Origin of the sequence: Allobosea sp. (genome assembly GCF_035999205.1) — a bacterium.
Taxonomy (GTDB): domain Bacteria; phylum Pseudomonadota; class Alphaproteobacteria; order Rhizobiales; family Beijerinckiaceae; genus Allobosea.
This window is the reverse complement of record NZ_DASYHA010000026.1, coordinates 775,671-800,061: the sequence shown is the minus strand read 5'-3', so window position 1 is coordinate 800,061 and position 24,391 is coordinate 775,671. Positions and strand designations below refer to the sequence as shown.

The following is a 24,391-nucleotide window of genomic DNA, read 5'->3' as shown; positions in this document are numbered from 1 at the left end:
CGGCCGGGGGCTAGAAACCGCAGACATCTGCCAGCTTCTCCTGCGTTCTCGGCCCGGGCACACCGTCCACGGCGAGCGGCGGATAGGTCTTCTGGAAGGATTTGACGGCTTTCGTCGTCTTCGGCCCCTTGATGCCGTCCACGGGCCCGGCTCCGAAGCCCAGAGCGTTCAGGCGGAACTGGACGCCGGTCAGGAGTGCGACCCGCGGCGCAGCCTTTCCGCCCGCCTTGATCACGATTTCCGGCAGCCTGATCACGGTCTTGCCCTGTTTTCGCTGCTTGAAGGCGTCAAAACTCCCCTTCACCACTTCCGGCGGCGCCGGATCGGCCTTGGCCGGTGCGGAGGTCGCCGCGACGACGACCGGCACCGCGAAGTCGACTCCCTCGCTCGTCTCGATCGCCGTCATGCCCTCGATGACGAAGGCGACGCCCTTGAACAGCTCGATCCCGCGCTCCATCAGGCCGGTCATGCCCATGGTCTTGACCGCTCCGATGGCCTGCCCCTCCATCAGGTTGATGCCGGCCCTGTTGACCGACCCGTAGCCCAGGCTGTCCACGAGGCCTTCCAGAGTGGCGTGATAGCGACCGCCATAATCCGCGAAACGTACGCGCCCGAGCACGTCCCGGACGGCGATGACGGTGTGCTTGATCGGCTCGCCCTTCGTCGTCACGCAGCGGATCGCGAACACGACGACACCGTCCTCGGCCCTGGCGAGTTGCGTGACGCCCTGGATCGACTTCGCCTGGAGCTGGGTCACCCTGATGCCCTGCGAGGTCATGAAGTCCAGACCCTGCTTGACATGCGCGCCGAGGATGGCGTCGCCGGCCTGGTCCCGCCCGATCGACTTGAGAGGCCGGCCGACGGCCTTAGCCATCTCCTTCAGGGTGATGAAGTAGCTCTTGCCGCGCGCGATCGCTGTGGCGTTGTTGATAGCCTGGAAGGTGCAGGGTCCGGTCACGCCCTGGACCTGCACGGCGAAGCGGATCCTTTGCAGATGGATCAGGCGTGAGAGCACTCCGCCTGCCTTGCCCAAGGGCCCGAGGATGGCCAGCAGCCGGAGCGCATCCTTGCCGACGCCGGCGAGCCCGCCTTCAGCCATTCCCTGCCCGAAGCGCAGCACGTCGACGAAGCCGGCGCCCAGATCCATCGAGGTCTGCACGCCGGTCGCGACCGTTACGGCCCACCATTGCGGGTTGTCCTCAACCCATTCGCCCAGGATCTTCTCGGTTTCCCGCTTCTGCTTGTCCCACCAGTCGGCATATTCGGAGAAGGCCATCGTCAGTCCCTTGTCGCGAGGCTCGGCAGCCCTTGGTCGGTGCAGGGCATGGGCCGGTTCACGACACGGCGTAGGCGAAGGCCTCCTTCTCGACCGAGACCCGCGCCTCGGTCAGCGGCTTCTTCTCGAGCTGGAGGCCAAGGATCGCGCGCGACAGCGCCGGCAGCATTGAGTTGGTGACGATGTTGTCGATCATGCGCCCACCCGAATCCGGGTCGTTGCACTGCGCCACGATGTGCGCGACCACCGCATCGTCGTAGACGAAGCTCGCGCCGTGATTGTCGCGGATGCGCTTGCCGATGCGGCCGAGCTGCAGCCGGACGATGCCGCCAAGCATGTCGGGCGAAAGCGGATAATAGGGAATCGTGACGAGGCGCCCGATCAGCGCCGGCGGGAAAACCTTGAGCAAGGCTGGCCGCAGCGCCACCGCCATCGCCTCGGGATCGGCTCGCTCGGCCGGGTTCGCCGCCATCCGCATGATCTCGTCGGTGCCGACATTCGAAGTCAGGATGATCAGCGTGTTCTTGAAGTCGATGCGCCTTCCGGTGCCGTCCTCCATCACGCCCTTGTCGAAGACCTGGAAGAACAGCTCGTGGACGTCGGGATGGGCCTTCTCGATCTCGTCGAGCAGTACCACCGAATAGGGCTTGCGCCGCACGGCCTCGGTCAGCCGCCCGCCCTCGCCATAGCCGACATAGCCGGGAGGCGCGCCCTTTAGCGTCGAGACGGTGTGCGCCTCCTGGAACTCGCTCATGTTGATCGTGATGACGTTCTGCTCGCCGCCATAAAGCTGCTCGGCCAGCGCCAGCGCCGTCTCGGTCTTGCCGACGCCGGAGGGGCCGCAGAGCATGAACACGCCGATCGGCTTGTTCGGATTGTCGAGCTTGGCGCGGTTCGTCTCGATGCGCCTGGCGATCATCGACAGCCCGTGATCCTGCCCGACGACGCGCTTGTTCAGCGTCTCCGCGAGCTTCAGCACGGTCTCGATCTCGTCGGCGACCATGCGGCCGACCGGGATGCCGGTCCAGTCCGACACGACCGAGGCGACCGACTGCTCGTCGACATGGGCATAGATCATCCGCTGCGCCGGATCGATGCCGCCCAGCGCCGCGAACTTCTCGGCCAGCGTCGCGCGCGTCGCTGCTGGATCGACCGCAGGAGCGGAATCGGCCGGCGCTTCCGGCGCGGGCTCGGGCGCCTCCCCCGCCTCGCCGGCGGCGACGCCCTGCGCGATAGCGGCCTTCGGATCGGCAGCCGCATCCAGAGCCTTCTCGCCGAGCTTGGCGCGCAGCGCCTTGATCTCCTCGACGATCGCCAGCTCGCTCGCCCAGGCAGTCTCCAGCGCCGCCAGCTTGTCCTGCCGCTCGGCGATCTCGGCGTCGATCTCCCCCAGGCGCTTCGCCGTCTCGCTGCCGAGGTCCTGGTCGGCGGTCAGCGCCGCCTTCTCCTGCTCCAAGGCCGAGATGCCGACGCGGGCGTCCTCGATCGCGGCCGGCGTCGCGCTCTGGCTGATGGCAACGCGGGCGCAAGCGGTATCGAGCAGGCTCACCGCCTTGTCGGGAAGCTGCCGGGCCGGGATATAGCGATGCGAAAGCGTCACCGCCGCAACGATCGCCGCGTCCGAGATCCGCACCTTGTGATGCTTCTCCATCGGGCCGATCAGCCCGCGCAGCATGGTGCAGCAGCGTGCGACATCCGGCTCGTCGATATTGACCGGCTGGAAGCGCCGGGTCAGCGCCGGGTCCTTCTCGAAGTACTGGCGATACTCCGACCAGGTCGTCGCCGCGATGGTGCGCAGCGTGCCGCGCGCCAGCGCGGGCTTCAGCAGGTTGGCGGCATCGCCCGTGCCGGCCGCGCCGCCCGCGCCGATCAGCGTGTGGGCCTCGTCGATGAACAGGATCACCGGCGTCGGCGACGACTGCACCTCGTCGATCACCGAGCGCAGGCGCTGCTCGAACTCGCCCTTCATCGAGGCGCCGGCCTGCATCAGGCCGATATCGAGCGCGACGACGCGCACGCCCTTGAGCGGCGGCGGCACATCGCCGGCCGCGACACGCTGCGCGAAGCCCTCGGCCACCGCCGTCTTGCCGACGCCGGCCTCGCCGGTGAGGATCGGATTGTTCTGGCGTCGCCGCATCAGCACGTCAATGACCTGGCGGATCTCGTCGTCGCGGCCGAGGATCGGGTCCATCGCGCCGGAACGTGCCTTGACAGTCAGGTCCTGCGAGAAGCGGTCGAGCGCGGTCGTGCCCTTCGCGCCTTCGGCCTGCTCGGCGCCCGGCGTACCGGCGGCACGCAGCCCCGAGCCGTCCATCGGCCGCAGGTTCTCCTCCTCCGAGCCCTCCCAGATCTTGGCGTAGCCGGCGGCCAGCTCCTCGACCGGGATCTTGCCGAATTCCTTCGAGATAGCCGTCAGCGCCCGGCGCAGTTCGAGCGACTTCAATGCCGCGACCAGGACATGTCCGGTCCGGATCTGCGTCTCGCCGAAGAACAACGTGGCGTAGTGCCAGCCGCGGTCGAGCACGTCGACGACGTTGTTGGCGACGCCAGGCATCTCCGTCTCGTTCTTGCGGAAGCCCTCGATGACGCCGCCGATATCCGCCGCGAGCCTGGCCATGTCGAGGCTGTAGTGCTGCGCCGTCAGCCCGATATCGGTCGAGCGCCGCAGCAGGATCTGGGCAAGCCAATGCGCCAGCTCGACATTGCGGTTACCGGCCCCCTTGGCCTGCCGCAGTGCCTGGATGAAGGCTTCATAGCCGACCCTGTTGAGCTTTCCTGTAACGGCTTCAAGGCTGATATCGGCCATGGTGGTCTCCCTGGAAGACGAAAATCAGAGGTGCCGGCTGCGCTTCTGGCGCATGCGCTCGGCGGGATGGAAACGGGCGTCGCGGCGCAGGGCACCGGCAGAGGCATCCCAGTTCGGTGACATCCAGCTCGTCCAGCCGAGATTGCCGAACTGCCCGAGCCGGGCTGGCTTGACCTCACCGACCGGCAAAGCGAGCTCGACATCCCATTCGAACTGCTCGCCGAGGTGGAGGAAGACGGCGTCTGCCAGCGGTTCGCAGCGATCGCCATTTGGCAGGAAGCGCTCGAACTCCTCCAGATTCCGCGCGACGATGCAGATTCGGAACTTGTCTTCGACGCTGTAGACGCTGGCGCCCAGCAGCGCGTCGCCGCCGAGCGTGCAATGGCTACCGCCCAGCCGCGTACGGTCTGCGGGATCGAAGACCAGCCGCATGCCGACGAACTGCTCGATCTCGACCTCAGCCTTGAACAACCCGGCGAGCAGCCCGCGCAGCCGCGAGGCCGACTTCGCTTGGGCGCCGATCAGGCCCGCATGCGCCAGCTTCTCGGCATCCGGCACCGTGTCGCGCTTGAGAAACGGACCCGAGCCCACGCCGATCTGGCTGCCGACATAGGCCGCGAAGCGGTCGAGATCCGGCCGGTCATGCTGGGCGACCGGCCGCGAATCCGCCCAGGCGCGGTAGAACAACTGCAGGAAGCGGTGGTTCAGGATGTCGAGGAAGCGCGGAAAGGCGTCGTCGCGCAGGAGCTGCCAGTGGTAGCTCTCCTCGGTCGTCGCCAGAGGCAGCGCGCCCTGTGGCCCGAGCAAGCCGAGAAACTTGACGAAGAGCCGCAGCCGCCCCTGAAGGTCGCGATCCGCCTCCGCGATCGTCGAAGCCGGAAAGTCGAGATAGGCCTGCTCGCCGAGCGCCACATACTCGTCGCGCCGCGCCGCCACGTCGCCGATCCGCGCCCGCTCCGGGAAGCTGCGCTCGAGCCGCCGCATGACCGCGTAGAAGTCAAAGCGCCAGGGCTCGTCCTGAAGCTGTTCGGCATAGCTCGGTTCGCGCTGGAGGCCTTGGCTCTGGTTTGGACTTGCGCCTTCGCTCACAGGATGCGCCTCGCTCCGGCCCGCGGCGGCCAGCGCGTCACCTCGCCGCGCTCGACGGTGCGGATCACCGTCTGGGTGAAGTGGTTCATGGCCGCGTATTCGGCGAAGAAGCGGTCGAGCACCGCGCCGAGCAGGAAGACGCCCGAGCCCTCGAAGGCCTTCTCGTCGAGCACGACAGTGATCTCCAGTCCACGCGCCGCCCCGGTGCCGGCACGCTGCGGGAACCGCCGCACCACTGGCCGGCTATCGACGCTCTTGATGCCGCGGATGCGACGTTCGGTGGCGCTGTCGGCGAGATCGGCGAAGAGCGCGAGCAGTTCCCGCAAGGCCTCGCCATTGTGCCCGGCGCCGCGCTGGACGAGACCGAGATGGTTCAGGCTGAGCAGGTTGATCAGCCGCCAGGTCACGACGCCCGTCCCTGCCGTCTCAGAACGCAGCCGCAATTGCGAGACGATCGGCTCGCGCGGTGCCGTCGGCCCCGACAGGCAGGCCACCTCGAGCGCGACATTGTCGATCAGGCGGAAATCGGCGCCGCCCTCGCCTGTCGGCAGATGCTCCGGCAGGTGCCGGTTGGAGCAGAGCGCGCGCACGCTCAGCTCCGCCACCGAGATGGTGTCGCCGACGCCCGCAGGCTCGACCAGCGAGATGAACATGTCCGTGCCGGTATAGTCGGAGGACCGGCCGGTGCGCCGCTCGGCGACGGAGCGGCGGCGCGGCAGCCGGCGCTGGGTATAGAGCAGGCCATGGGTCGGCGAGGCGCCCTCGGGCGAGGAATAGAGCGGATGCACCGGCTGCTTCTCGCGCCCGCCGACGTAATGGGCGTGGACCGAGAGGATGCTGTGCGGCTCGTAGTCGAGTTGCCGGCTGCGATCCGGCACGACATGGAACTCGTGCTGGTTGCTCTTCACCGGCATCCGGTCGGCCGTCTTTTCGAACAGGTTGATTGCGGGCGCCGCATAGAGCGCGAACATCTGCTTCTGCACCGCCGCAGCGAGCCGCGTGTTCACCTCGTCGAAGACGAAGATCACATCGACCGCCTTGGCGGTGAGCTTCGGCATGATCCGCGCGAGTCCGTCGAGCTTGAAGCCGAGGAACTTGCGCGGGAACCAGAACAGTTCGCGCAACAGGTCGAAGCCGCGGAAGACGCGGGTATCGGCCGGCAGCAGCGCCTCGTTTTCCGAGAAGCCGAGCTGCTCCAACGAACAGCCCTCGGCTGGCGTGATCACGGGGTCGCCGAACTCGTCGAGATGGCGGAAATAGATGCCGACGCAGTCCGAGAAGAGCTGCTCGTAGAGCGCCACCGCATCGGCTTCCGAACCGAGCAGATGAAAGGTCAGGTCCTTGCAGCGGCAGCCCGAGAACCAGCTCGTCGGCGTCTTCAGTGCCTGGGCGGCCGAAGGCTCCTGCTCGGGGTCTGCCATGGTCCTGTGCGTCAGCGACAACCGCAGACCGGAGAGCACCCGGTGGTCGGTCCGCAGGCCCAGCGCCTGGAGCGGCCCCGGCGCCGGAATGTACTCCGCCGCGGCGATGTCGAAGGGCCACATCGTCACGTCGGCGCCGAGGCGGTAGCGGCAGGCGACGCGCCGTTCGCGCTCGAGATAGGTCGCGTCGATGTAGGCGCCGCGCGGGATCTTCATGCCTTCGCGCAGGCCGGGATCCGAGAAGGGTGGCCTGATCCCCGCGAGCAGCGCCGACGGCGTCGGCGCGAGGTAGTTCGGGATGAGCTGCTCGAGCAGGTTGTTGGTAAATTCCGGGAATTCGTGCTTCAGCTTGAGTTGCACCCGCGCCGCCAGGAAGGCCGCGCCTTCGAGCAGGCCAGCGACCATCGGATCCATGCGCTCGCCGACAAGGCCACCCAGCCTTTCCGCAATGCCCGGATACTCTTCGGCGAATTCCTTCGTGTGCTCCATGAAGAGGCGGAGCTCTTGATTATAGAAGTCGAGGAACTCCTGGTTCATCGTTCCTAGCGGCTCCTGATCGCCATCTTGCCGGTATCCAGTTCGAGATCGGCGACGAACTGGACGGGCACGTTGAGCGGCTCGCAATTGAGGTCCGCGCGCACGAGGAAGCGCACCTTGAGTTCGGCCCGGTCGAGCGAATCGTCGCGCTCGACGGCAACGGACTCGCGGATCAGCCGAGGTTCGTAGCCGAGCAGGACGGCAATCATGTCCTCGCGGATCAGATCCACGCGGTGCTCGTCGATGGTGCGGTTGGCCAGGTCGGGAAAGCCGTGGTTGAGGATCGAGCGGCCGACATGCTCGAACTCCGACAGATCGACGGACGAGGCCAGGTTGATCGTATTGACCAGACCTTCGAGGTCGATCGCGATCTCGCGCCGGAGCTTGGGCTCGGTGATGGCGGCGCGCGGCGCGGCGCGACGGTTCGCCAGAACCCGTTCGCCGCCTTCGTCGCGCAGGTCGAGCGCAACCTTCGCATCCTTCTCGAGATGCGCCTCGCGGAAGGCGAACATCAATGGCGGCCGCAGCCGCTTCCTCGAGATCGGGCCGTTCATCGGATCAGACCGTTCATGGCACCCCGGATCGCATCTCGGTCATCGGCGGAACCCGCCACCGGCGGGGACACAAGCACGATGGCCGCCGCGGCGCTTCTCCGCAACGACCACCGAAAGGCGGCAGGCCGGCGCCACCTTCGCGACACCGGCCTGCGCGTGACGTCACTTCTTGTTCTGCTTGAGATCCCAGGTCATCGTGACCGGCGCGTCGAGCGAGCCGTCCTTCTTCTGGGCCTTGTACTCGTATTTGATCTTGGCGAAGTTCAACGAGAACTGGTCGGTCGGCACGCTGGAGCCGCCGGCGGCATCGCCGGACTGGTAGCTCGACACGATCAGGTCCTCCAGCGTCAGGACGTAGTAGTCCTGCTGGTTCTCGCCCTGCTTGCGGACGAAAAGCGTGGCCTTGGTGATGTGCTTGCCGGTGGCGCAGGAGAGCGCCAGGTTGGCCGAAGCCTTGCCGACGGACGAGGTGAAGTGGATGTCCTGGAAGCTCGCCTTGCCGGCGCCGCCGCCGGAGCCCGCCGCATGCGAACCGGCGTTGCTGACGCCCCAGGAGAAGGAATCGACCTCGATCGTGTCCTTGTGCTTGGAATCCTGGCTTTCGCCCTTGATGCCGTCGATCTCGAGAAGGAAGTCGGTAGCCATGATCATCTCCAATGGTTGGAAGTGAAGGTGAATGTCTCGGTGAAACCCGAATACTGGACGCAGTTCTCCTACGCGCCCGGGCTCGACCGCCCGGAGCGCTGAAGGTCTTGGTTGCTGACGTCACATGCTGGTCAGGTGACGATCACGTCTTGGGAGCTGGCAGGCGTGAGACCAGGCTCAAGCCGATATCCATGCCCTCGAGCTGGAAGTGCGGCCGGAGATAGAACTTGGCCGAGTAGTAGCCAGGGTTCTCCTCGTCCTCGAAGACGTCGATGCGCGCATCGGAGAGCGGGCGCCGCGCCTTCGTCTCTTCGCTGGAATTGACCGGATCGCCATCGACATAGTCGGTGATCCACTCCTGCAGCCAGCGCCGCAGCGGCTCCTTTTCCTTGTAGGAGCCGATCTTGTCTCGCACCATGCACTTCAGATAGTGCGCGAAGCGCGAGACCGCGAACATGTAGGGCAGCCGCGCCGACAGGTTGTCCGAAGCGGTCGCCGCGACCCCGTCGGGGCCGGAGAACGCCTTGGGCTTGTAGAGCGACTGAGCCCCGATGAAGGCGGCCTTGTCGGTGTTCTTGCGATGGATCAGCGGGATCAGGCCGGATTTGGCCAGTTCCGCCTCGCGCCGGTCGCTGATCGCGATCTCGGTCGGGCATTTCAGGTCGACGCCGCCATCATCCGTCGGGAAGGTGTGGGTCGGCAGGTTGAGCACCTCGCCGCCGGACTGCACCCCGCGGATGCGCGTGCACCAGCCATACTCCTTGTAGGCGCGGTTGATGTTGACGGCCATTGCATAGGCCGCGTTCATCCAGGCGTATTTCTCGCCCTTGTGACCGTCGGTGTCCTCCTCGAAGGCGAACTCCTCGACCGGCTCCGATTTCGCGCCGTAAGGCACCCGCGAGAGCACCCGCGGCAGGCACAGGCCGACATAGCGGGAGTCGGCCGCGTCGCGGAGGCCCTTCCAGGCCGCATAGTCGGGCGTGTCGAACACCTTGCTGAGATCGCGCGGGTTGGACAGCTCCGTCCAGGAGTCCATGCTCATCAGCGTCGGATCGGCACCGGCGAAGAACGGGGCGTGGGCGGCGGCCGCGACCTTGGAGAGGTCGCGCAGCAGCTGCACGTCGGTCGGGACATGGCTGAAGTGGTAGTCGCCGATCAGGCAGCCGAAGGGCTGGCCGCCGAGCTGACCGAACTCCTGCTCATAGACCTGCTTGAACAGCGGGCTCTGATCCCAGCGCGCGCCGGGATAGGTCTTCAGGTTGCGATAAAGCTCGTTCTTCGAGACATTCATCACCTTGATCTTGAGCTGTGCGTCGGTCTCCGAATTGAAGACCAGATAGTTCAGCCCGCGCCAGGCGCTCTCGATCTGCTGGAACTCCGGTGCGTGCAGCACCTCGTTCATCTGCTCGGTCAGCTTCGCGTCGAGCCGGGCGATCATCTCCTCGATCGTGTCGAGCACGTCGGTCTTGATGAGCGACTGGTCGGCGAGCGCCTGGTTGACCAGGGTCGCGATGCCGGCCTCGACCTCGGTCGCGGCACGCTCGGTCTTGGGCTTGAAGCTCTGCTTCAGGACCGAGGCGAACTCATCGAGATCACGGGTCTCGGCGGCTGCGCCGCCGGGCTGCTGGGATTGTGCTTCCGCTGCCATTGCCGCCTCGCTTGCTTACTTGTTGACTTCGGCCGCCGTGCCGTCGGACGGCTTGTCGGCAAGCTTGTCCTTGAGCGCAGCCATCAGCTGGGGATCGGCGAGAAGCGCCTTGACCTGATCGCTTGCCGCCATCTTGCCGTCCATGAAGCGGACGAGATTGGCGAGCTGCTCGCGCGCCTCCAGCAGCTTCGCCATAGCCGGGATCTGGCGGGCGACGGCAGCCGGGTTGAAATCGTCGAACTTCGAGAACTTCAGCGCCACCGACAGCTTGTCACCGCCATCGCCGAGCTTGTTGGGCACGTTGAAGGCGACCCCGGGTTCGATCGCAGCCATGCGCTGGTCGAAATTGTCCATGTCGAAATCAAGGAACTTGCGCTGCGAGATCTCAGGCTTCTCGACGCCCGCGGCGTTGCCCGAGAGATCGGCCATCACGCCCATGACGAAGGGCAGCTCGATCTTCTGCTCGGCGTTGTACGGGTCTTCATAGGTGATATGGACCCGCGGCGGTCTGTTGCGGCGGATGAACTTCTGTCCTGAATCTCCGGCCATGTTGCCAGCCCCTCTGCAATCGCGCCACGCCGACGTAACGTGACATCGTAACCGTTGTTGGTCTCCACCGATATAGTCGCGCCAGTGTGACGCTGGGTTCAAGCGGATTACAAAAAACTGCCCTAGCTGTCGGCGTCCGGAACCAGCGCCACCTCGGGCAGGATGTTGCCGAGAAGCGCCATGAAATCCTGCTGAACGAGCGAGCAGGCCTTGTCCATCAGCAGCGGCGTCGGATGTGAAGGCTCGATCTGGCGATAGAACGCCGCGACCGCCTTCATGCCCGCAACGGCGTCGGCGCGGCTTTCGATCCTCGGAAGGGCCGCCTTCGCCGGAGCGGCTCGCCGCTCCTCTGCAGGTTCAGCGACCGTCTCTTCGACGGTCTCGGCATCGCTGACGTCATCGGCCTCGGCCTCGCCCTCATCCGCAGATGCATCAGAAGCTTCGTCGTCCGAGCTGTCCTCGTAGGAGGTCTCCTCCTCATAGGAACTCGTCTCGCAACTCTCTTCCTCCGCAGCATCCTCGGGCACGCTCAGACGCTCCAGCGGCAGCCGGAAACGCGGCCTGTCGCCGATCTCCAGAACCGCGCTGCTGAGATGGTCCGGGAACATGATCTGAATGACTTCGATCAAGGACTTGCCGATCAGTTGCTGTGCCTGGCCGATCAGCAGGACCGCCGGGCTCGAAGGTTCCATTCGGCGAAAATAGGCGAGGCAGGCGGCCAGCGTATCCTTCACTTGAAGGATGTTGCCGCACGCACCCGAAGCAAGGTTGCTCGTGCCTGTTGGCGCGACTGCGCCTGGGGCTGCCGGCACCGCCGGCATCGCCTGATGCCCCGGCACGCGACGCGCCACCGCGGCATCGAGGAAGGCGACGATCTGACCAACGAGCGCCGACAGGCGCGGAAAGCTGAGCGCATGATCGGCCCCGACCTTCTCCAGCCAGATCGCGCGAATCCGGTCGAGCGCATCGCCGATCGCGCGAGCGCGCCCGAGCGTGGCCGTGAGATCGTCGATATCCGCCTCGCTCAGCGCCGCCTGGATCGCACCCTGGTCGGGATGCTGCTCCCCGTCGACCAGCTTGGTCTCGCCGCTGGCGACGAGCTGGCTCCTGAAGGCGAAGGGGCCGATGCGCCGGCTGACGAAGAGCGGCGCATGCTGCAGCGGCAGCACGACCGTCGGCAGCTCGTCCAGGCTCTGCAGCGCAACCTCGCGCATGATGAAATCGCCATCCATGGCGCGCGGATGCACCTCCTCCCAGTGCTCGGACAGGAGGGCGGCGATGGTCGCTAGGCAGCCGGCAAAGGCCGTCACATCGCGGTTGAGGATCGCGAGCTTGCCTGCCAGCACGAGCACACGCAGGTCACGCGAGCGCTCGAGCAGCTTGCCGATATCCGAGAAAGCGGCCGGAAATTCGATCGTGCTGCGGTCGAACGCGACCTGCCGCCCGTCGTGATCGCGCTTGAAGTACTGCGCCGGCAGCGCGACCTCGAGCCGCGCCGTGACGTTCATGAAGTCGGCATCGTCCTCGAGGTCCGGCCCGCACGGTTCGTCGCCGGAGATCGCGTCCGCGTATTCAGCAAAGTTCAAAGCCGCCATGGCCCTCACCGGTCACGCATTCAGCGGCTCAACCGCAGGGAAATCCGCCCAGCGGGCGCGTCGGGATCGCTCAATCGTTCTTCAGCCGCGTTTCGACGCGGCGATTCTCGCCGGCAAACGGATCGGCGACGACGGGCTTGTCCTGGCCATAGCCGCGCGCCGCGAGCTTGGCCGTATCGATGCCTCGCTCGCTCAGATAGCGCACCACCGCCTGCGCGCGCCGCTGCGACAGATCGCGATTATAGGCCGGCGTGCCCGAGGCATCGGTATGCCCCTCGACCACGAAGCTGCTGGAGGCGAGCTGCGGGGTCTTCAGAGCCTTGGCGAACTCGTCGAGATTGATCCTCGCATCGGGCTCGAGCACGTCGGAATTGTACTTGAAGCGCACGACGAGGTCGAAGGCCGCCGTCGTGGCCGGTTTCACCTGGTGACCGGCCTTGCTGCAGTCGGCCTCGGTGCCGATGCACAGCCCGCGCGTGGGACTCGTCTGCGGCGCCGCCGGCTGGAAATGCTTGACGATATCGTCAGCCTTGTAGGTCTGCGCCTGCGCCGAAAGCGCCTGCAATACATAAAAACCAACGGAAAGGATGGCGACGGCTGTATTCGCGGGCTGCTTGCGCATGGTCCCCCTCCCGTTTAGCTTAACGCGGGCGGTTAAAGATTGAAGGCGTAAAATATGCCTCACGCCATCCGCTACGTCAATATCAAAATAGCATCTACAGCCGTGAGGTTTCGTTGATGGTCTCCGATCTTCGACAGTTTCAAAGAACTGCTTCGTTCGATACCCCCATGGGTAAAGATGTATTTTCACTTGTGCGCTTTGAAGCTCAAGAAGCCTTAAGCGAATTGTTTACATTTCAGATAGAGGCCAGCAGCAAGACTGAGAACGCCGACCTTCAGAGCATCATGAGCCAGAAGTGCTCCGTGAAGATGACACTGAAGAACGGCAGCCACCGGATCTTCAACGGCACGCTGGTCGATGCCCAGTGGCAGGGCAAAGAAAACGACCTGTATCTCTACCGATTCACGCTGCGGCCCTGGCTCTGGCTGCTCTCGCAGCGCGCAGATTGCCGGATCTTCAAGAACAAGACCGCGATCGAGATCATCAAGCAGATCTTCGCCAAGGAGGAGACCGCAAGCTTCGACGACCGCACCAGCGACGGGCTGGAGAAGATCGACTACTGCGTCCAGTATCGCGAGACCGATCTCGACTTCGTGCTCCGGCTGATGGAGCAGTACGGGATCTATTATTATTTCAAGCATGTCGATGGCGACCACAAGCTGGTGCTCTCGGATTCACGCTCCTCGCATGACCCGATCGAAGCTGCCGCCCAGCCGACCTTCGCCGGTGCCGGAACCGCCTATCCGCTGATGCCGGTGACCAGCCGCCTGCCGCGCCACATCGAACACATGACGCATTGGTCGACCATAAGGCGGCTACAGACCGGCAAGATTGCGCTGAAGGACTACGACTTCGAGCAATCCGGCTCCGACCTGACGGCCCGCGCCGAGGAAGGCTTCGACAAGGCGAAATCCTATGAGGCCTATGACTATCCCCGCAGCTACATCAAGCGGGGCGAGGGCGAGCATTTCGCCCGCGTCCGGGTGCAGGCCAAGCAGGCCCAGGACGATCGCCGCTTCGCCGCCGGTGACGCGCCCAGCCTGCATCCGGGTGCGCTGATGAAGCTTTCCGCCCATCAGACGAGCACGGAGAACATCGAGTACCTCGTCGTCCGGGCGAGCCACTCTTTTACCGGACAGAGCTATCGCTCGGGCAGCGGCGATGAATCGCTCTATGGTGGCACCTACGAGTTCCAAAAGAGCGACCGGCGCTTCCGGGCCCCTCTGCTGACCCCGCGCCCGACGGTCTACGGCCCGCACACCGCCAAGGTCGTGGGCGACAGGAACCAGGGCGAGGAAGGCGACATCGACGTCGACGAGTTCGGCCGGATCTATCTGCGCTTTCACTGGGACCGCGAGGATGAATCCACCTCGTGCCGGACCCGCGTCGCGCAGATGTGGTCTGGCAAGAACTGGGGCGGGCAGGTCATCCCGCGCATCGGCCAGGAAGTCGTGGTCGAGTTCCTGGAGGGCAATCCCGACCTGCCCCTCGTCACCGGAACCGTCGTCAACGACCAGCACAAGCCGCCCTATGCCCTGCCCGACAACAAGACCCAGTCCGGCCTGAAATCGGAATCGACCGACGGCGCCGGCTTTTCCGACTGCTACAACGAGATCAAGTTCGAGGACCGCAAGGGCCAGGAAGTCTTCAGCATGCAGGCCGAGAAGGACCACGAGGTCCTCGTCAAGAGCAAGGAGACACGCGAGATCGGCCCTGACTACCAGGATGGCGGCTATTCGCGCGAAACCACGCTGAAGAAGGGCAATGACAAGCTCGACATCCAGAATGGAAAGCTCGATGTCGAGGCCCGCGATGCCATCAACCTCACGGTCGGCCAGAGCACGATCAAGATGCTGCCGACCAGCATCGAGATCTCCTCGCCGACCATCGTGATCACCAGCGTCGCCAAGACGGAGGTGCGCAGCGACGCGGTCGTCATCATCAATGGCGGCATGGTCAAGATAAACTGAGATCCCGATGTCGCGTCTGCGCTTCAGCACCGCCCAGGAGGTGTTCGACACCTTCCCCTCGCTCCGCAAGGTCGTCGCCACCAAACCGACGACCGAGCATCCGCTGGCCTTCCTGAAGCGGCTGGCACAAGGTCCGGCGCCGGCCGAGGCTATCGCTTTCTGCGCCTTCGTCCTGCCGCGCCGCGAGGCGGTCTGGTGGGCCGCACAGTCGCTGCGCGCGATGCAGTCCCCCGGAACTCGGCAGGATGACGGCCTTGTTGCAGCCGAAACCTGGGTTCGCGACCCACGCGACGAGACCCGCAGGGCGGCGCTCGCCCTGGCCGATGAGGGCGATCCGGCCCTTGCCGGAACCTGGGTCGCCTTCGCCGCCGGCTATTCGGGCGGGAGCATGGTGGCGACCCATGCCGTGCCCTGCCCGCCCGACCTGACGGCGAAGATGGCACGCGTCGCGGTTCTGACCGCGCTGGGCCGGCTTTCCGGGCGAGAGCATCAGGCCGCATTGCGCAACTGCATCGAAGCATGCATTCGATTGGCCGATGACGACGCCAGCAAGACCCGATCCTGAGCGCCACCCGCCGGGCCTGCGCCCCCGCAGCAAAGTCCGGCATCGTCGCATGCATGGGCGTGCGGGCACTGGGTCCTCTCCGGAATTCGCACGATGCCGCTGACGCTGACGATCGAGAACGAGACTGCGCTACCCGACGGCGGGCCCCTTAGCGTCACGCTGAGCGGAGGCCGCGGTCTCGATATCGGCCGCGACCAGCATCTCGACTGGTCGCTGCCCGATCCGACGCGCGCGATCTCCGGCCGCCATTGCGAGGTCCGCTTCCAGGACGGCAACTATTGGCTCCGCGATGTCTCGACCAACGGCACCTACGTCAATGGCGGCAGCCAGCGCGTGCAGTCGCCCTACCGGCTCCAGCATGGCGACAAGCTGGAGATCGGCCACTACATCATCGCGGTGACAATCAACGACGCCGCCCGGCCGGAACCCGCCCCCGCGGCCGTCCCGGCCTTCGCTGCGCAGCCCGAATCGCTTTGGGCGTCGAGCGGCGACGAAGCCCCACCGATTCCGCGTCGCGACCTGCTGCCGCCAAGCCGGCATCGCCCCGTCCATGACGGCTTCATCGACTGGGCTGCGGACATCCCGGCCCCGAATCAGGAACCGGCCGCGCCTCCGCCGTCCCAGCCGGCACCACAGGCCGGCGGCGAAGACTTCGCCTGGGCCCCCTATCAGGAGCCGCCCCCACCAGCTGTGGAGCCGGTGGCACCGATCCCGACGCCGCGGCGGCCGATCACCGCCGACTTGCCGCCGGGCGATCCCTGGAGCGATGCCGCGCCGGTGCAAGCCGCCGCGCCGATCGCGCCCTTGCCTCCGATCGACCCGCCACCGGCGCAGCCCTACGCGCCACCACCGCCTCAGCCCTTCGCGCCAGTGCCGATGCCCGGAGGAATGCCCGCGATCTCGGCCGCCGAGTTCGTCCAGCGTTTCGCCAAGGGCGCTGGACTTTCGACCGATGCGCTCGGCTGGCAGGATCCCGGCGCCTTCGCCGAGCAGCTCGGCGGCCTGATGCGTCTCGTCGCGATCGAATTGAAGCAGCTGCTCGCCGCCCGCGCCGAGAGCAAGCGCATCGCCCGCAGCGCCAACCAGACGATGATCCAGGCGCAGGACAACAACCCGCTGAAATTCTCACCGACGGTCGACGACGCGCTGCAGCTCATCTTCGGCAAGCCGAAGAGCGGCTATCTCAGCGCGCAGAAGGCTTTCGACGAGAGTTTCCGCGACCTCAAGGCCCACCAGATCAAGACCTATTCAGCCATGCAGCACGCCCTGCGCATGCTGGTCGAGGATCTCGACCCGCAGGCGATCGCCGAGAGCACGGCGCAGGAGCGCGGCCTCGATTCGCTGCTCGGCTCGCGCAAGGCGAAGATGTGGGATTCCTATGTCGCTCGCTGGGAGGCCAAGACCGCCCCCTATGAGGACGGCCTCGTCGACGCCTTCATGCTCTATTTCGCCGAATGCTACGACCGCGGCGGGAAATAGCCACGGCGCGATGGCTCGGTCACAGACCAAGCTTCGCCGCGACCGCCGTGATCTCGATGTCGTGGCCGGGCGAGGCGAGCTTGGCCTCGACGGTGGCGCGGGCGGGCGCGGTGCCGGCCGGCACCCAGGCATCCCAGACGGCGTTCATCTCGGCGATCTTCGAGATGTCGGTGAGAAAGATCTGGACGCTCAGGATGCGCGTCTTGTCGCTGCCGGCAGCCTCCAGCGTCTCTTCCAGCAGCGCCAGGACCTCCGTCGTCTGCTCGCCGAGCGGGCGACCTTCCGTCTTCTCGGCGACATGGCCGGCCAGGAAGACGATGCCGTTGAAGATCGCGGCATCGCACCAGCGCTGCGTCACTCCGATGCGTTCGATGGCCATGGTCGGTATCCTCTGCTGAACTGGGGCGGGGCGGAGTTGCCCGCGCCGCGCTCGTCCTAAAGCATCGGCCCGAAAAGTGGCATGCGGTTTTCGGGCGAAGCCGATGCGGGAACAACGCCCCCCGTCAGCCGCCGATGATCACCGTGGTCAGGCCCATCGTGATCTTGTTCGGCGGCCCGACCGCCTCGATGATCGTATCGCCGACCCGGCAGGCCGAGAGGTTGTTGATCAGCACGGTCTGCGAGCCGTCGATGACGACGCCAGGCCCATGCGGCGGCGCTGGCAGGAGCGTCAGACAATTGTGGATGTCGGCACCGCCCGCGGCGCCGGTGATCATCGAGCCCATGCTGGCGGCCGCAGTGGCCTTCGCAGTCTCCTCCGCAGCCTTGGCCGCGGGTGCTCCCGGTGTGCCTGCGGCTGCGAGCGTCGCGGCCTCCGCCGTCGTGATCACGGCGTCCGAAACCTGTCGGGCTGCCTGGATCGCGGCCGCAGCAGCCGCCGAGACGCCGCGCCAGGCCGGCAGCCCGCCGATCAGCACATTGGGACTCCCCGGTCCCGGCTGGAGGATGCCCGGCAGCGGATGCAGCACCATGTCGAGAATTCGTGCGGCTGGACCTGTCGGCATCGTCGGCTCCTGCTGATCGCCGCCATCGGGACGCGGCCGCAGTCGGTGCAGCCATCCATGTTCATGTTGGCAACGGATTCGATCCTGATCGACTGCCCGCGATCGCGCAACGGCGCATCATTCAAGTTGATGACGGCGGCCGGTTTCCTGCGCCCTAGCATTCACTTGGTGACGCTTGTTGGTGACCCGTATAAGGTTGCCCACATGCCTTTGAGTGAGCGAGACCCGGATGTCGTGGTACAGCAAGGTCGTCTGGTCGGAAGGGCTGTTTCTCAGGCCGCATCACTTCCAGCAGAACGATCGGTATCTTGAGAACCTGCTGGAAAACCGCGTCCGGCATGTCACCCCTTACCCATGGGGATTCTCGGTGTTGGAGATCGACCGCGATCTCGCCCAGCAGAGCCGGATCGGCCTGCGTCGCGCCGTCGGCGTGATGCCGGACGGCACGCCCTTCGCCATGCCCGACAACAGCCCGCTGCCGCTGGCGATCGAGGTTCCAGAAAACGCCGCCGGCCAGATCGTCTGGCTGTCGCTGCCGCTGGCTTCGGCCAACACCCGCGAGGTCGAGGACGCGCTGAACGGCAGCGCCAGCCGCTTCGTTCCCGCGACCGAGATGCTGATCGATTCGACCGCCTCGCTGCGGATCGAGGAGGAGATCGACATCGCCCATCCGCGCCTGACGCTGGAACTGCGCAAGACCGCCAAGGCCGGCTATGTCGGCCTCGCGCTCGGGCGCATCCTCGAGGTGCGCGACCGCGCCATCCTGTTCGACGAGAAATTCGCGCCGCCCGTCCTCGTCTGTTCGGCCTATCCGGTGATCGAAGGCTGGCTCGACCGCGTCATCGGCTGGATCGACAACAAGCTGGAGGAACTCGCCCGCTACGCCGCCGACCCGACCGCCGGCGGCGGCCTGCAGAGCGCCGACTACTTCATGCTGCAGCTGTTGAACCGACAGATCCCGGTGCTGAAGCATCTGCGCCAGTCGCGCTATGTCCATCCCGAGCGGCTCTTCGTGACCTTCGTGGCGCTGGCCGGCGAACTCGCGACCTTCACCACGGCCGAGCGGCGCGCCCGCGACTATCCGGCCTATGACCATGACGATCTGGAAACCTGCTTCACGCCCGTCGTGCGTGACATCCAGGACTTCCTCTCGGCCAATCTCGGCCGCCGCGCCATCCGTCTGGAGATCACCGAGCGCGCGCCCAACGCCTTCATGTCGACGATCCGCGACCGCAGCCTCGTTCGCAACGCGACACTGGTACTGGAAGTCGCGGCGCGTCGCCCGCTCACCGAGATCCAGGCGCAGTTCCCGCAGCTCTTCAAGGTCGGCCCCAACACCAAGATGAACGAGATCGTGCACGCCCATTTGCCGGGCATCAGCCTCGTCCACCTGCCGACGCCGCCGCCGCAGATCCGCGCGCTGACGGACCATGTCTATTTCTATCTCGACCGGACCTCGCCGCTCTGGCCCGAATTCTCGACGGCGAGTTCGATCGGCATGCACTTCTCCGGTGACTGGCCCGATCTCGAACTGGAGCTCTGGGCCGTGCTCGAGGGCAGGCGATGAGCGATCCGGGTTCGCCCTCCGATCCGTTCGGCCGTTCCGACCGAACCATCATCAGGCCGAACCCGGCCGGCCGCCGTGCGCCCCTGCCCTCCCGCCCGGCGCAACCGGCGCCGGCGGCGCCGACGCCCTATGCGCCGCCGCCGGTCGCCTCGCCCGGCGTTCCCGGAACAGGCGAGGAATGGCTCTCCGCCGCCCCGCCGATCCCGCAGCGCCCGGCGCCACCGCCTCCACCCGTCTCGGGCGGGCCGATGCCGGGGCGCGAGCAGCTGCTGACGCCGAACGCGAACCCGCTGCTGCGCGCCGCCGGGCCGCTGCTGCTGCTGCTGGGGCGTCTGCGCTCATCCTTGAGCAGTGCTCCGCCAGCGCAGTTGCTCGGACAGGTTACCGACACGATCGAGGCCTTCGAGCACGAGGTCCGTGCCGCCGGCGTTTCCGCCGAACAGACGCGCACTGCCAAATACATCCTCTGCGCGGCGGCGGACGACATCGTCCAGAACATCCCGGGCGAGGACCGGCATGTCTGGACGCAGTACAGCATGCTCTCGCGCTTCTTCGGCGAGCGTGTCGGTGGCGTGCGCTTCTTCGAAGAGCTCGACCGGGCCAAGGCCGACCCGTCGGTGAACTACGACCTGCTCGAGATGATGCATGCCTGCCTGGCGCTGGGCTTCCAGGGCATCCATCGCACGTCTTCCGGCGGCGCCGCCAATCTGCAGATGATCCAGCGCAACCTGTTCGAGACGCTGCGGCGGGTGAAGCAGCCCGACGCCGAGCTGTCGCCGCGCTGGCGAGGCCAGGCGATCGCCTCTCAGGTGGCGCGCTTCAAGGTCCCGGTCTGGTCGGTCGCGGCGCTCGCAGGTGTCGCCGTGCTCGGTCTCTATTTCGTCTTCCGCTTCCTGCTCTCGGGCAATGCGGAAGCCGCTGCCACGGCCCTGCTCTCCGTCCACCCCAAGGGTGAGCTCGGCATCGTCCGCAAGGTCTTCTCGGCGCCGCCGCCGCCACTCCCGCCGCCGCCCGTGCCGCCCAAGGTCTGCGGCGCGGTACAGCCGCCGATCGTCTGCCAGGTCACGCCCAACGTGATCATCGTCAGACTCGTCGACATCACCCTGTTCGAGCCGGGGCAGGCCGCCGTGCGCGACGAGTTCCGGCCACTGATCGAGCGGATCGCGACCGTGCTCGAAACCGAGGGCGGTACCGTCAAGGTTCTCGGCCACACGGACAACGTCCCGATCCGCACCGCCCGCTTCCCCTCGAATGTCGAGCTCTCGCAGGCCCGGGCCAAGGCGGTGGGCGAGCTGTTGAAGACGAAGCTGAGCAAGCCCGATCGGATCAGCTTCGAGGGCAAGGGCGCCGACGTCCCGATTGCCCCCAACGCCACCCGCGAAGGACGCGCCAAGAACCGGCGCGTCGAGATCGTGATCCAGCGCAACGTCTGACGGAGGCTCAAGCGGATGAACCTCGCGACCTGGCTCAGGATCGGCGCGATACTGCTGGGAACGCTGGCGCTCGCCCTGCTCGTCTGGTTCGGCGCGCCCTTCCTTGCCGTCGGCGAGGTCAGGCCGTTCGAGTCGGTCTGGGTGCGCCTGCCCCTCGTCGTCCTGCTGGCGCTCGGCGCGCTCGCCTGGATCGCCGTGATCGTGATCCGCCGCCGCCGCGCGACCGCTGCGCTGACCGAGGCGCTGGAACAGCAGCAGGAATCGACCGGCGATGCCGCGGCCCTCTCCGGCGCCATGCACGACGCCTTGGCGACGCTGCGCCGTGCCCGCGGCACGAAGGGCGGCGACTACCTCTACGACCTGCCCTGGTATGTGATCATCGGTCCGCCCGGCGCTGGCAAGACGACGGCGCTGGTCAATTCCGGGCTGAAGTTTCCCCTCGCCCGCGGCGGCGCCACACCCGCCGCCATCGCTGGCGTCGGTGGCACCCGCTACTGCGACTGGTGGTTCGCCGAGGAAGCGGTGCTGATCGACACCGCCGGCCGGTACACCACGCAGGACACCGACACCAAGGCCGAGAAGGCGAGCTGGTTCGCCTTCCTGGACCTGCTCAAGGCCAACCGGCCACGCCAGCCGATCAACGGCGTCATGGTCGCGATCAGCGTCGAGGACCTGCTGACCTCGAGCCCCGAGGAAATCGCCGCCCACGCCGACGCGATTCGCAGCCGCCTGCTCGAGCTGAACGAGCGGCTGAAGGTCGATTTCCCGGTCTATGCCGTGTTCACCAAGTCGGACCTGATCGCCGGCTTCAACGAGTTCTTCGGCTCGCTGTCCGAGCCACAGCGCCGCATGGTCTGGGGCCACTCCTTCCAGACCACGGACAAGACCCGCAACATGATCGGCGACGTCGCGCCCGAATACGACGCGCTGATCGAGCGGCTGAACGAACGCCTGCCCGACCGGCTCCAGGACGAGGCCAACCCGACCGCGCGCGCCCAGATCTTCGGATTCCCGAGCCAGATGGCGACGCTGAAGCGCTCGATCGTCGATTTCCTCGGCCGCGTCTTCGAGCCGACGCGCTATCACGCCAATGCGACGCTGCGTGGCTTCTACTTCACCTCCGGCACGCAGGAGGGAACGCCGATCGACCAGCTGATCGGGGCGCTCTCGCGCAATTTCGGCAGCGACCATGCCAGCGCCGGCGCCTATTCCGGCCGCGGCAAGAGCTATTTCCTGACCGACCTGATCCAGAAGGTGATCATCGGCGAGGCCGGCTGGGTCTCGACCGATCTCGGCGCCGCGCGCCGGACAACGATGCTGCGCGTCGCCGGCTTCGCCACTGTCGCGATTGTTTCGCTGGTCGCGCTCGGCCTGTGGTGGATGAGCTTCTCGCGCAACAGCGACCTCATCACTGCGACGAATTACGGCCTCTCCGACTATCGCAGCAGCGCCGCCCCCGTGCTGCAGGAGACCACGATCTCGGACCGCAACTTCAGCCGCGTGCTGCCGCTGCTACACAAGCTGCGCCACATGCCGGCGGGCTACGCGACCCGTGAAGAGCCGACCCCGGTCTCCGCCACCTTCGGCCTCAGCCAGCGCGACCGGCTCCAGACCGCGACGGAGATCACCTACCAGCAGGCGCTGGAACGGATGCTGCGCTCGCGGATCATCTTCCGCCTGGAGGAACAGCTCGAGGCCAACCAGAACAATCCGGGCTTCGTCTACGAGGCGCTGAAGGTCTACATGATGGTCGGCGGGCAGGCAAAGCTCGACCGCGATCTCGTCACCGCCTGGATGCGGCTGGATTGGGCCGAGAACCTGTTCCCCGGCGCCGCCAACGCCAAGGGCCGCGAGGCGCTGGAGGAGCACCTCGTCGCGATGCTTGATCTCGACGACGGCGACACCGAGCCTCTGGTCAAGCTCAACCAGTCCCTGATCGAGAACAGCCAGCGCACGTTGCGCCGCCTCAGCATCGCGGAGCGTGCCTATGAGTTGCTGCGCACCCAGGCGCGCGCGCAGAGCCAGAAGGATTGGGTCGCCGCACGACGCGGTGGCTCCGACGTCCGCCTGGCTTTCGAAGGCGTCGCCGGCGAGGATCTCGACGCGATCCGCGTGCCCTATTTCTACACCTATGACGGCTTCCAGAACGCCTTCGTCGACCGCCTCGGCGATATCGGCGACCGGATCGAGAAGGAGCGCTGGGTGCTGGGCGAGAATGTCGACCAGCAGGCCATCATCGCGCAATACGCGACGCTGTTTCAGGACCTTCTGAAGCTCTACAGCCGCGACTACGTCGCCGCCTGGCAGCGTACGCTCGCGCGCCTCAAGCTGCGCCCGCTCAACGCTGACAAGCCGCAATATGTCGCGCTGAGCGCCATGGCCGCGCCGACCTCGCCCTTTAAGCAGATCCTCGAATCCGTCCGCGACGAAACGCAGCTCACCAAGGAACGCCCCTCGGCGAAGAAGGCGGCGGCGCAGGCTGCGACCGACGCCCTTGAGAAGCGCGCCAGCGATGCGCTCAGCCGGCTCGGCACGAACCTTCCGCTCAGCGCACCCGGTGTCGAGCGCGTCCTCGGCGGCGGCGGTAACGAGGCGCTCGGTGCCGACATCGAAAGCCAGTTCAAGCCGTTCCATGTCCTGGTCGAGGGCGATCTCGGCCGCCGACCGGTCGACCAGCTCCTGCAGATCCTCGCAGAGATCAACCAGAACCTTGCCATCGCCGCGACCAATCCAGCGCAATCGGCAGCCGCCAATGCCGCGCTCGTGCCGCTGATCGCGTCGTTGCGCGCGAACTCCTCGCGCTATCCCGCGCCCTTCGGCGCCATGGTCGTCTCTGCCGTCAACGATTTCGAGGGCGACGCGACCGGCGCGACCGTCGCCCTGCTGCGCCAGGCTCTGGGCGATCAGGTCAGCCGCGTCTGCACGGAGATCCTGAGCAACCGCTATCCCTTCGTGAAGGCGAGCGCGCGCGACGTGCCGCTGGCCGATTTCGCCCGGCTCTTCGCGCCCGGCGGCATCATGGACAAGTTCTACAAGGAGCGGCTGGAACCCTATGTCGACAGTTCCAAGGCGCAGTGGAACTGGCGTGTCGAGAGCCGCGTCGCCCGCGCGCTCTCGCCGACGACGCTCCGCGAGTTCCAGCGCGCCAGCGAGATCAAGGAAGCCTTCTTCCCGACCGGCGGCAACCTGCCCTCCTTCCAGATGATCGTGGTGCCGACCGCGCTCTCGGCCGACGCGGCCAGCGCCAAGCTCGAGATCAACGGCTTCACCGTGCAGAGCCAGCAGGGCGTCAACACGCCTGCGCCGGTGATGTGGCCGGGCGCCGGCATCGGCCGCACCGCGATCACGCTGACGCTCGGCGGCGGCAGTGCTGGCGGCGCCTTCGGCGGCGGCTTCTTCTCCAGCGGACCGAGCGCGCCCTCGGGCGAGGTCAAGCTGTTCGAGAAGGACGGCGTCTGGTCCTTCTTCCGCCTGCTTGATGCCGGTTCGGTGCTCAAGCAGGGCGACAATGTCGGGCTGACGCTCGCGGCCGGCGGCCGGCAGGTCGGGTATTCTTTCGGCGTCGGCTCGCTCAAGAACCCGCTGATCCTGCCCGCCTTGCGGGAGATCCGCTGTCCGACGGGGATCTGAG

Annotated in this window: 18 protein-coding genes; 6 read left to right on the top strand and 12 right to left on the bottom strand. The window is 66.4% G+C overall.

The window, feature by feature from the left end; genetic code table 11:
• Positions 1-10: 10 nt before the first annotated feature.
• The 10 genes from VGN82_RS25760 to VGN82_RS25715 all read right to left on the bottom strand — a co-directional run bounded on the left by VGN82_RS25760 (position 11) and on the right by VGN82_RS25715 (position 12,742).
• Positions 11-1,276 carry a peptidoglycan-binding domain-containing protein gene (locus VGN82_RS25760; protein WP_327529914.1) on the bottom strand — a complete coding sequence of 422 codons (1,266 nt, stop codon included), beginning with the start codon at positions 1,274-1,276 and terminating at the stop codon, positions 11-13.
• A gap of 58 nt (positions 1,277-1,334) precedes the next feature.
• Positions 1,335-4,082 (bottom strand): type VI secretion system ATPase TssH, encoded by a 2,748-nt coding sequence (tssH, locus tag VGN82_RS25755; protein ID WP_327529913.1) that lies wholly within the window; start codon positions 4,080-4,082, stop codon positions 1,335-1,337.
• Positions 4,083-4,106: 24 nt separating this feature from the next.
• Positions 4,107-5,171 carry a type VI secretion system baseplate subunit TssG gene (gene tssG, locus VGN82_RS25750; RefSeq protein WP_414644393.1) on the bottom strand — a complete coding sequence of 355 codons (1,065 nt, stop codon included), beginning with the start codon at positions 5,169-5,171 and terminating at the stop codon, positions 4,107-4,109.
• Positions 5,168-7,129, bottom strand: coding sequence for a type VI secretion system baseplate subunit TssF (gene tssF, locus VGN82_RS25745; protein ID WP_327529912.1), 1,962 nt, complete (start codon positions 7,127-7,129; stop codon positions 5,168-5,170). Before tssF ends, tssG begins: the two co-directional genes overlap by 4 nt.
• 5 nt (positions 7,130-7,134) lie before the next feature.
• A complete protein-coding gene (locus VGN82_RS25740) occupies positions 7,135-7,641 on the bottom strand; it encodes a type VI secretion system baseplate subunit TssE (protein WP_327529911.1) in 507 nt (168 codons plus the stop codon).
• Positions 7,642-7,845: 204 nt separating this feature from the next.
• Positions 7,846-8,328 (bottom strand): Hcp family type VI secretion system effector, encoded by a 483-nt coding sequence (locus VGN82_RS25735; RefSeq protein WP_327529910.1) that lies wholly within the window; start codon positions 8,326-8,328, stop codon positions 7,846-7,848.
• A 142-nt stretch (positions 8,329-8,470) separates the two neighbouring features.
• Entirely contained in the window at positions 8,471-9,976 is a 1,506-nt protein-coding gene (tssC, locus tag VGN82_RS25730) for a type VI secretion system contractile sheath large subunit (protein WP_327529909.1), read from the bottom strand.
• A gap of 15 nt (positions 9,977-9,991) precedes the next feature.
• Entirely contained in the window at positions 9,992-10,525 is a 534-nt protein-coding gene (gene tssB, locus VGN82_RS25725) for a type VI secretion system contractile sheath small subunit (protein WP_327529908.1), read from the bottom strand.
• 122 nt (positions 10,526-10,647) lie between these two features.
• The gene (locus VGN82_RS25720; RefSeq protein ID WP_327529907.1) at positions 10,648-12,120 is read right to left on the bottom strand and encodes a type VI secretion system protein TssA; all 1,473 of its coding nucleotides are present in this window, start codon (positions 12,118-12,120) and stop codon (positions 10,648-10,650) included.
• 70 nt (positions 12,121-12,190) lie between these two features.
• Entirely contained in the window at positions 12,191-12,742 is a 552-nt protein-coding gene (locus tag VGN82_RS25715; protein WP_327529906.1) for an OmpA family protein, read from the bottom strand.
• Between the two features lie 116 nt (positions 12,743-12,858).
• Between VGN82_RS25715 and VGN82_RS25710 the strand changes: the two genes are divergently transcribed.
• The 3 genes from VGN82_RS25710 (at position 12,859) to tagH (ending at position 16,756) form a co-directional block, all read left to right on the top strand.
• Complete coding sequence (locus VGN82_RS25710) at positions 12,859-14,712, top strand: type VI secretion system Vgr family protein (protein WP_327529905.1); 1,854 nt, start codon at positions 12,859-12,861, stop codon at positions 14,710-14,712.
• A 7-nt stretch (positions 14,713-14,719) separates the two neighbouring features.
• Positions 14,720-15,277 carry a DUF6931 family protein gene (locus tag VGN82_RS25705; protein WP_327529904.1) on the top strand — a complete coding sequence of 186 codons (558 nt, stop codon included), beginning with the start codon at positions 14,720-14,722 and terminating at the stop codon, positions 15,275-15,277.
• Positions 15,278-15,370: 93 nt separating this feature from the next.
• Positions 15,371-16,756, top strand: coding sequence for a type VI secretion system-associated FHA domain protein TagH (gene tagH / locus VGN82_RS25700; RefSeq protein WP_327529903.1), 1,386 nt, complete (start codon positions 15,371-15,373; stop codon positions 16,754-16,756).
• Between the two features lie 19 nt (positions 16,757-16,775).
• Here tagH and VGN82_RS25695 read toward each other — a convergent pair whose 3' ends face one another.
• Together VGN82_RS25695 and VGN82_RS25690 are read right to left on the bottom strand one after the other, a co-directional pair.
• On the bottom strand, positions 16,776-17,135 hold the full coding sequence (locus VGN82_RS25695; RefSeq protein WP_327529902.1) for a RidA family protein: 360 nt from the start codon (positions 17,133-17,135) through the stop codon (positions 16,776-16,778).
• A gap of 124 nt (positions 17,136-17,259) precedes the next feature.
• On the bottom strand, positions 17,260-17,760 hold the full coding sequence (locus VGN82_RS25690) for a PAAR domain-containing protein (RefSeq protein ID WP_327529901.1): 501 nt from the start codon (positions 17,758-17,760) through the stop codon (positions 17,260-17,262).
• Between the two features lie 229 nt (positions 17,761-17,989).
• Between VGN82_RS25690 and tssK the strand changes: the two genes are divergently transcribed.
• The 3 genes from tssK to tssM are packed head-to-tail and all read left to right on the top strand — an operon-like array spanning position 17,990 to position 24,390.
• Complete coding sequence (gene tssK, locus VGN82_RS25685; RefSeq protein WP_327529900.1) at positions 17,990-19,327, top strand: type VI secretion system baseplate subunit TssK; 1,338 nt, start codon at positions 17,990-17,992, stop codon at positions 19,325-19,327.
• A complete protein-coding gene (tssL, locus tag VGN82_RS25680; protein WP_327529899.1) occupies positions 19,324-20,760 on the top strand; it encodes a type VI secretion system protein TssL, long form in 1,437 nt (478 codons plus the stop codon). Before tssK ends, tssL begins: the two co-directional genes overlap by 4 nt.
• Positions 20,761-20,775: 15 nt before the next feature.
• Positions 20,776-24,390 carry a type VI secretion system membrane subunit TssM gene (tssM, locus tag VGN82_RS25675; RefSeq protein ID WP_327529898.1) on the top strand — a complete coding sequence of 1,205 codons (3,615 nt, stop codon included), beginning with the start codon at positions 20,776-20,778 and terminating at the stop codon, positions 24,388-24,390.
• The last annotated feature ends 1 nt before the right edge of the window (position 24,391 follow it).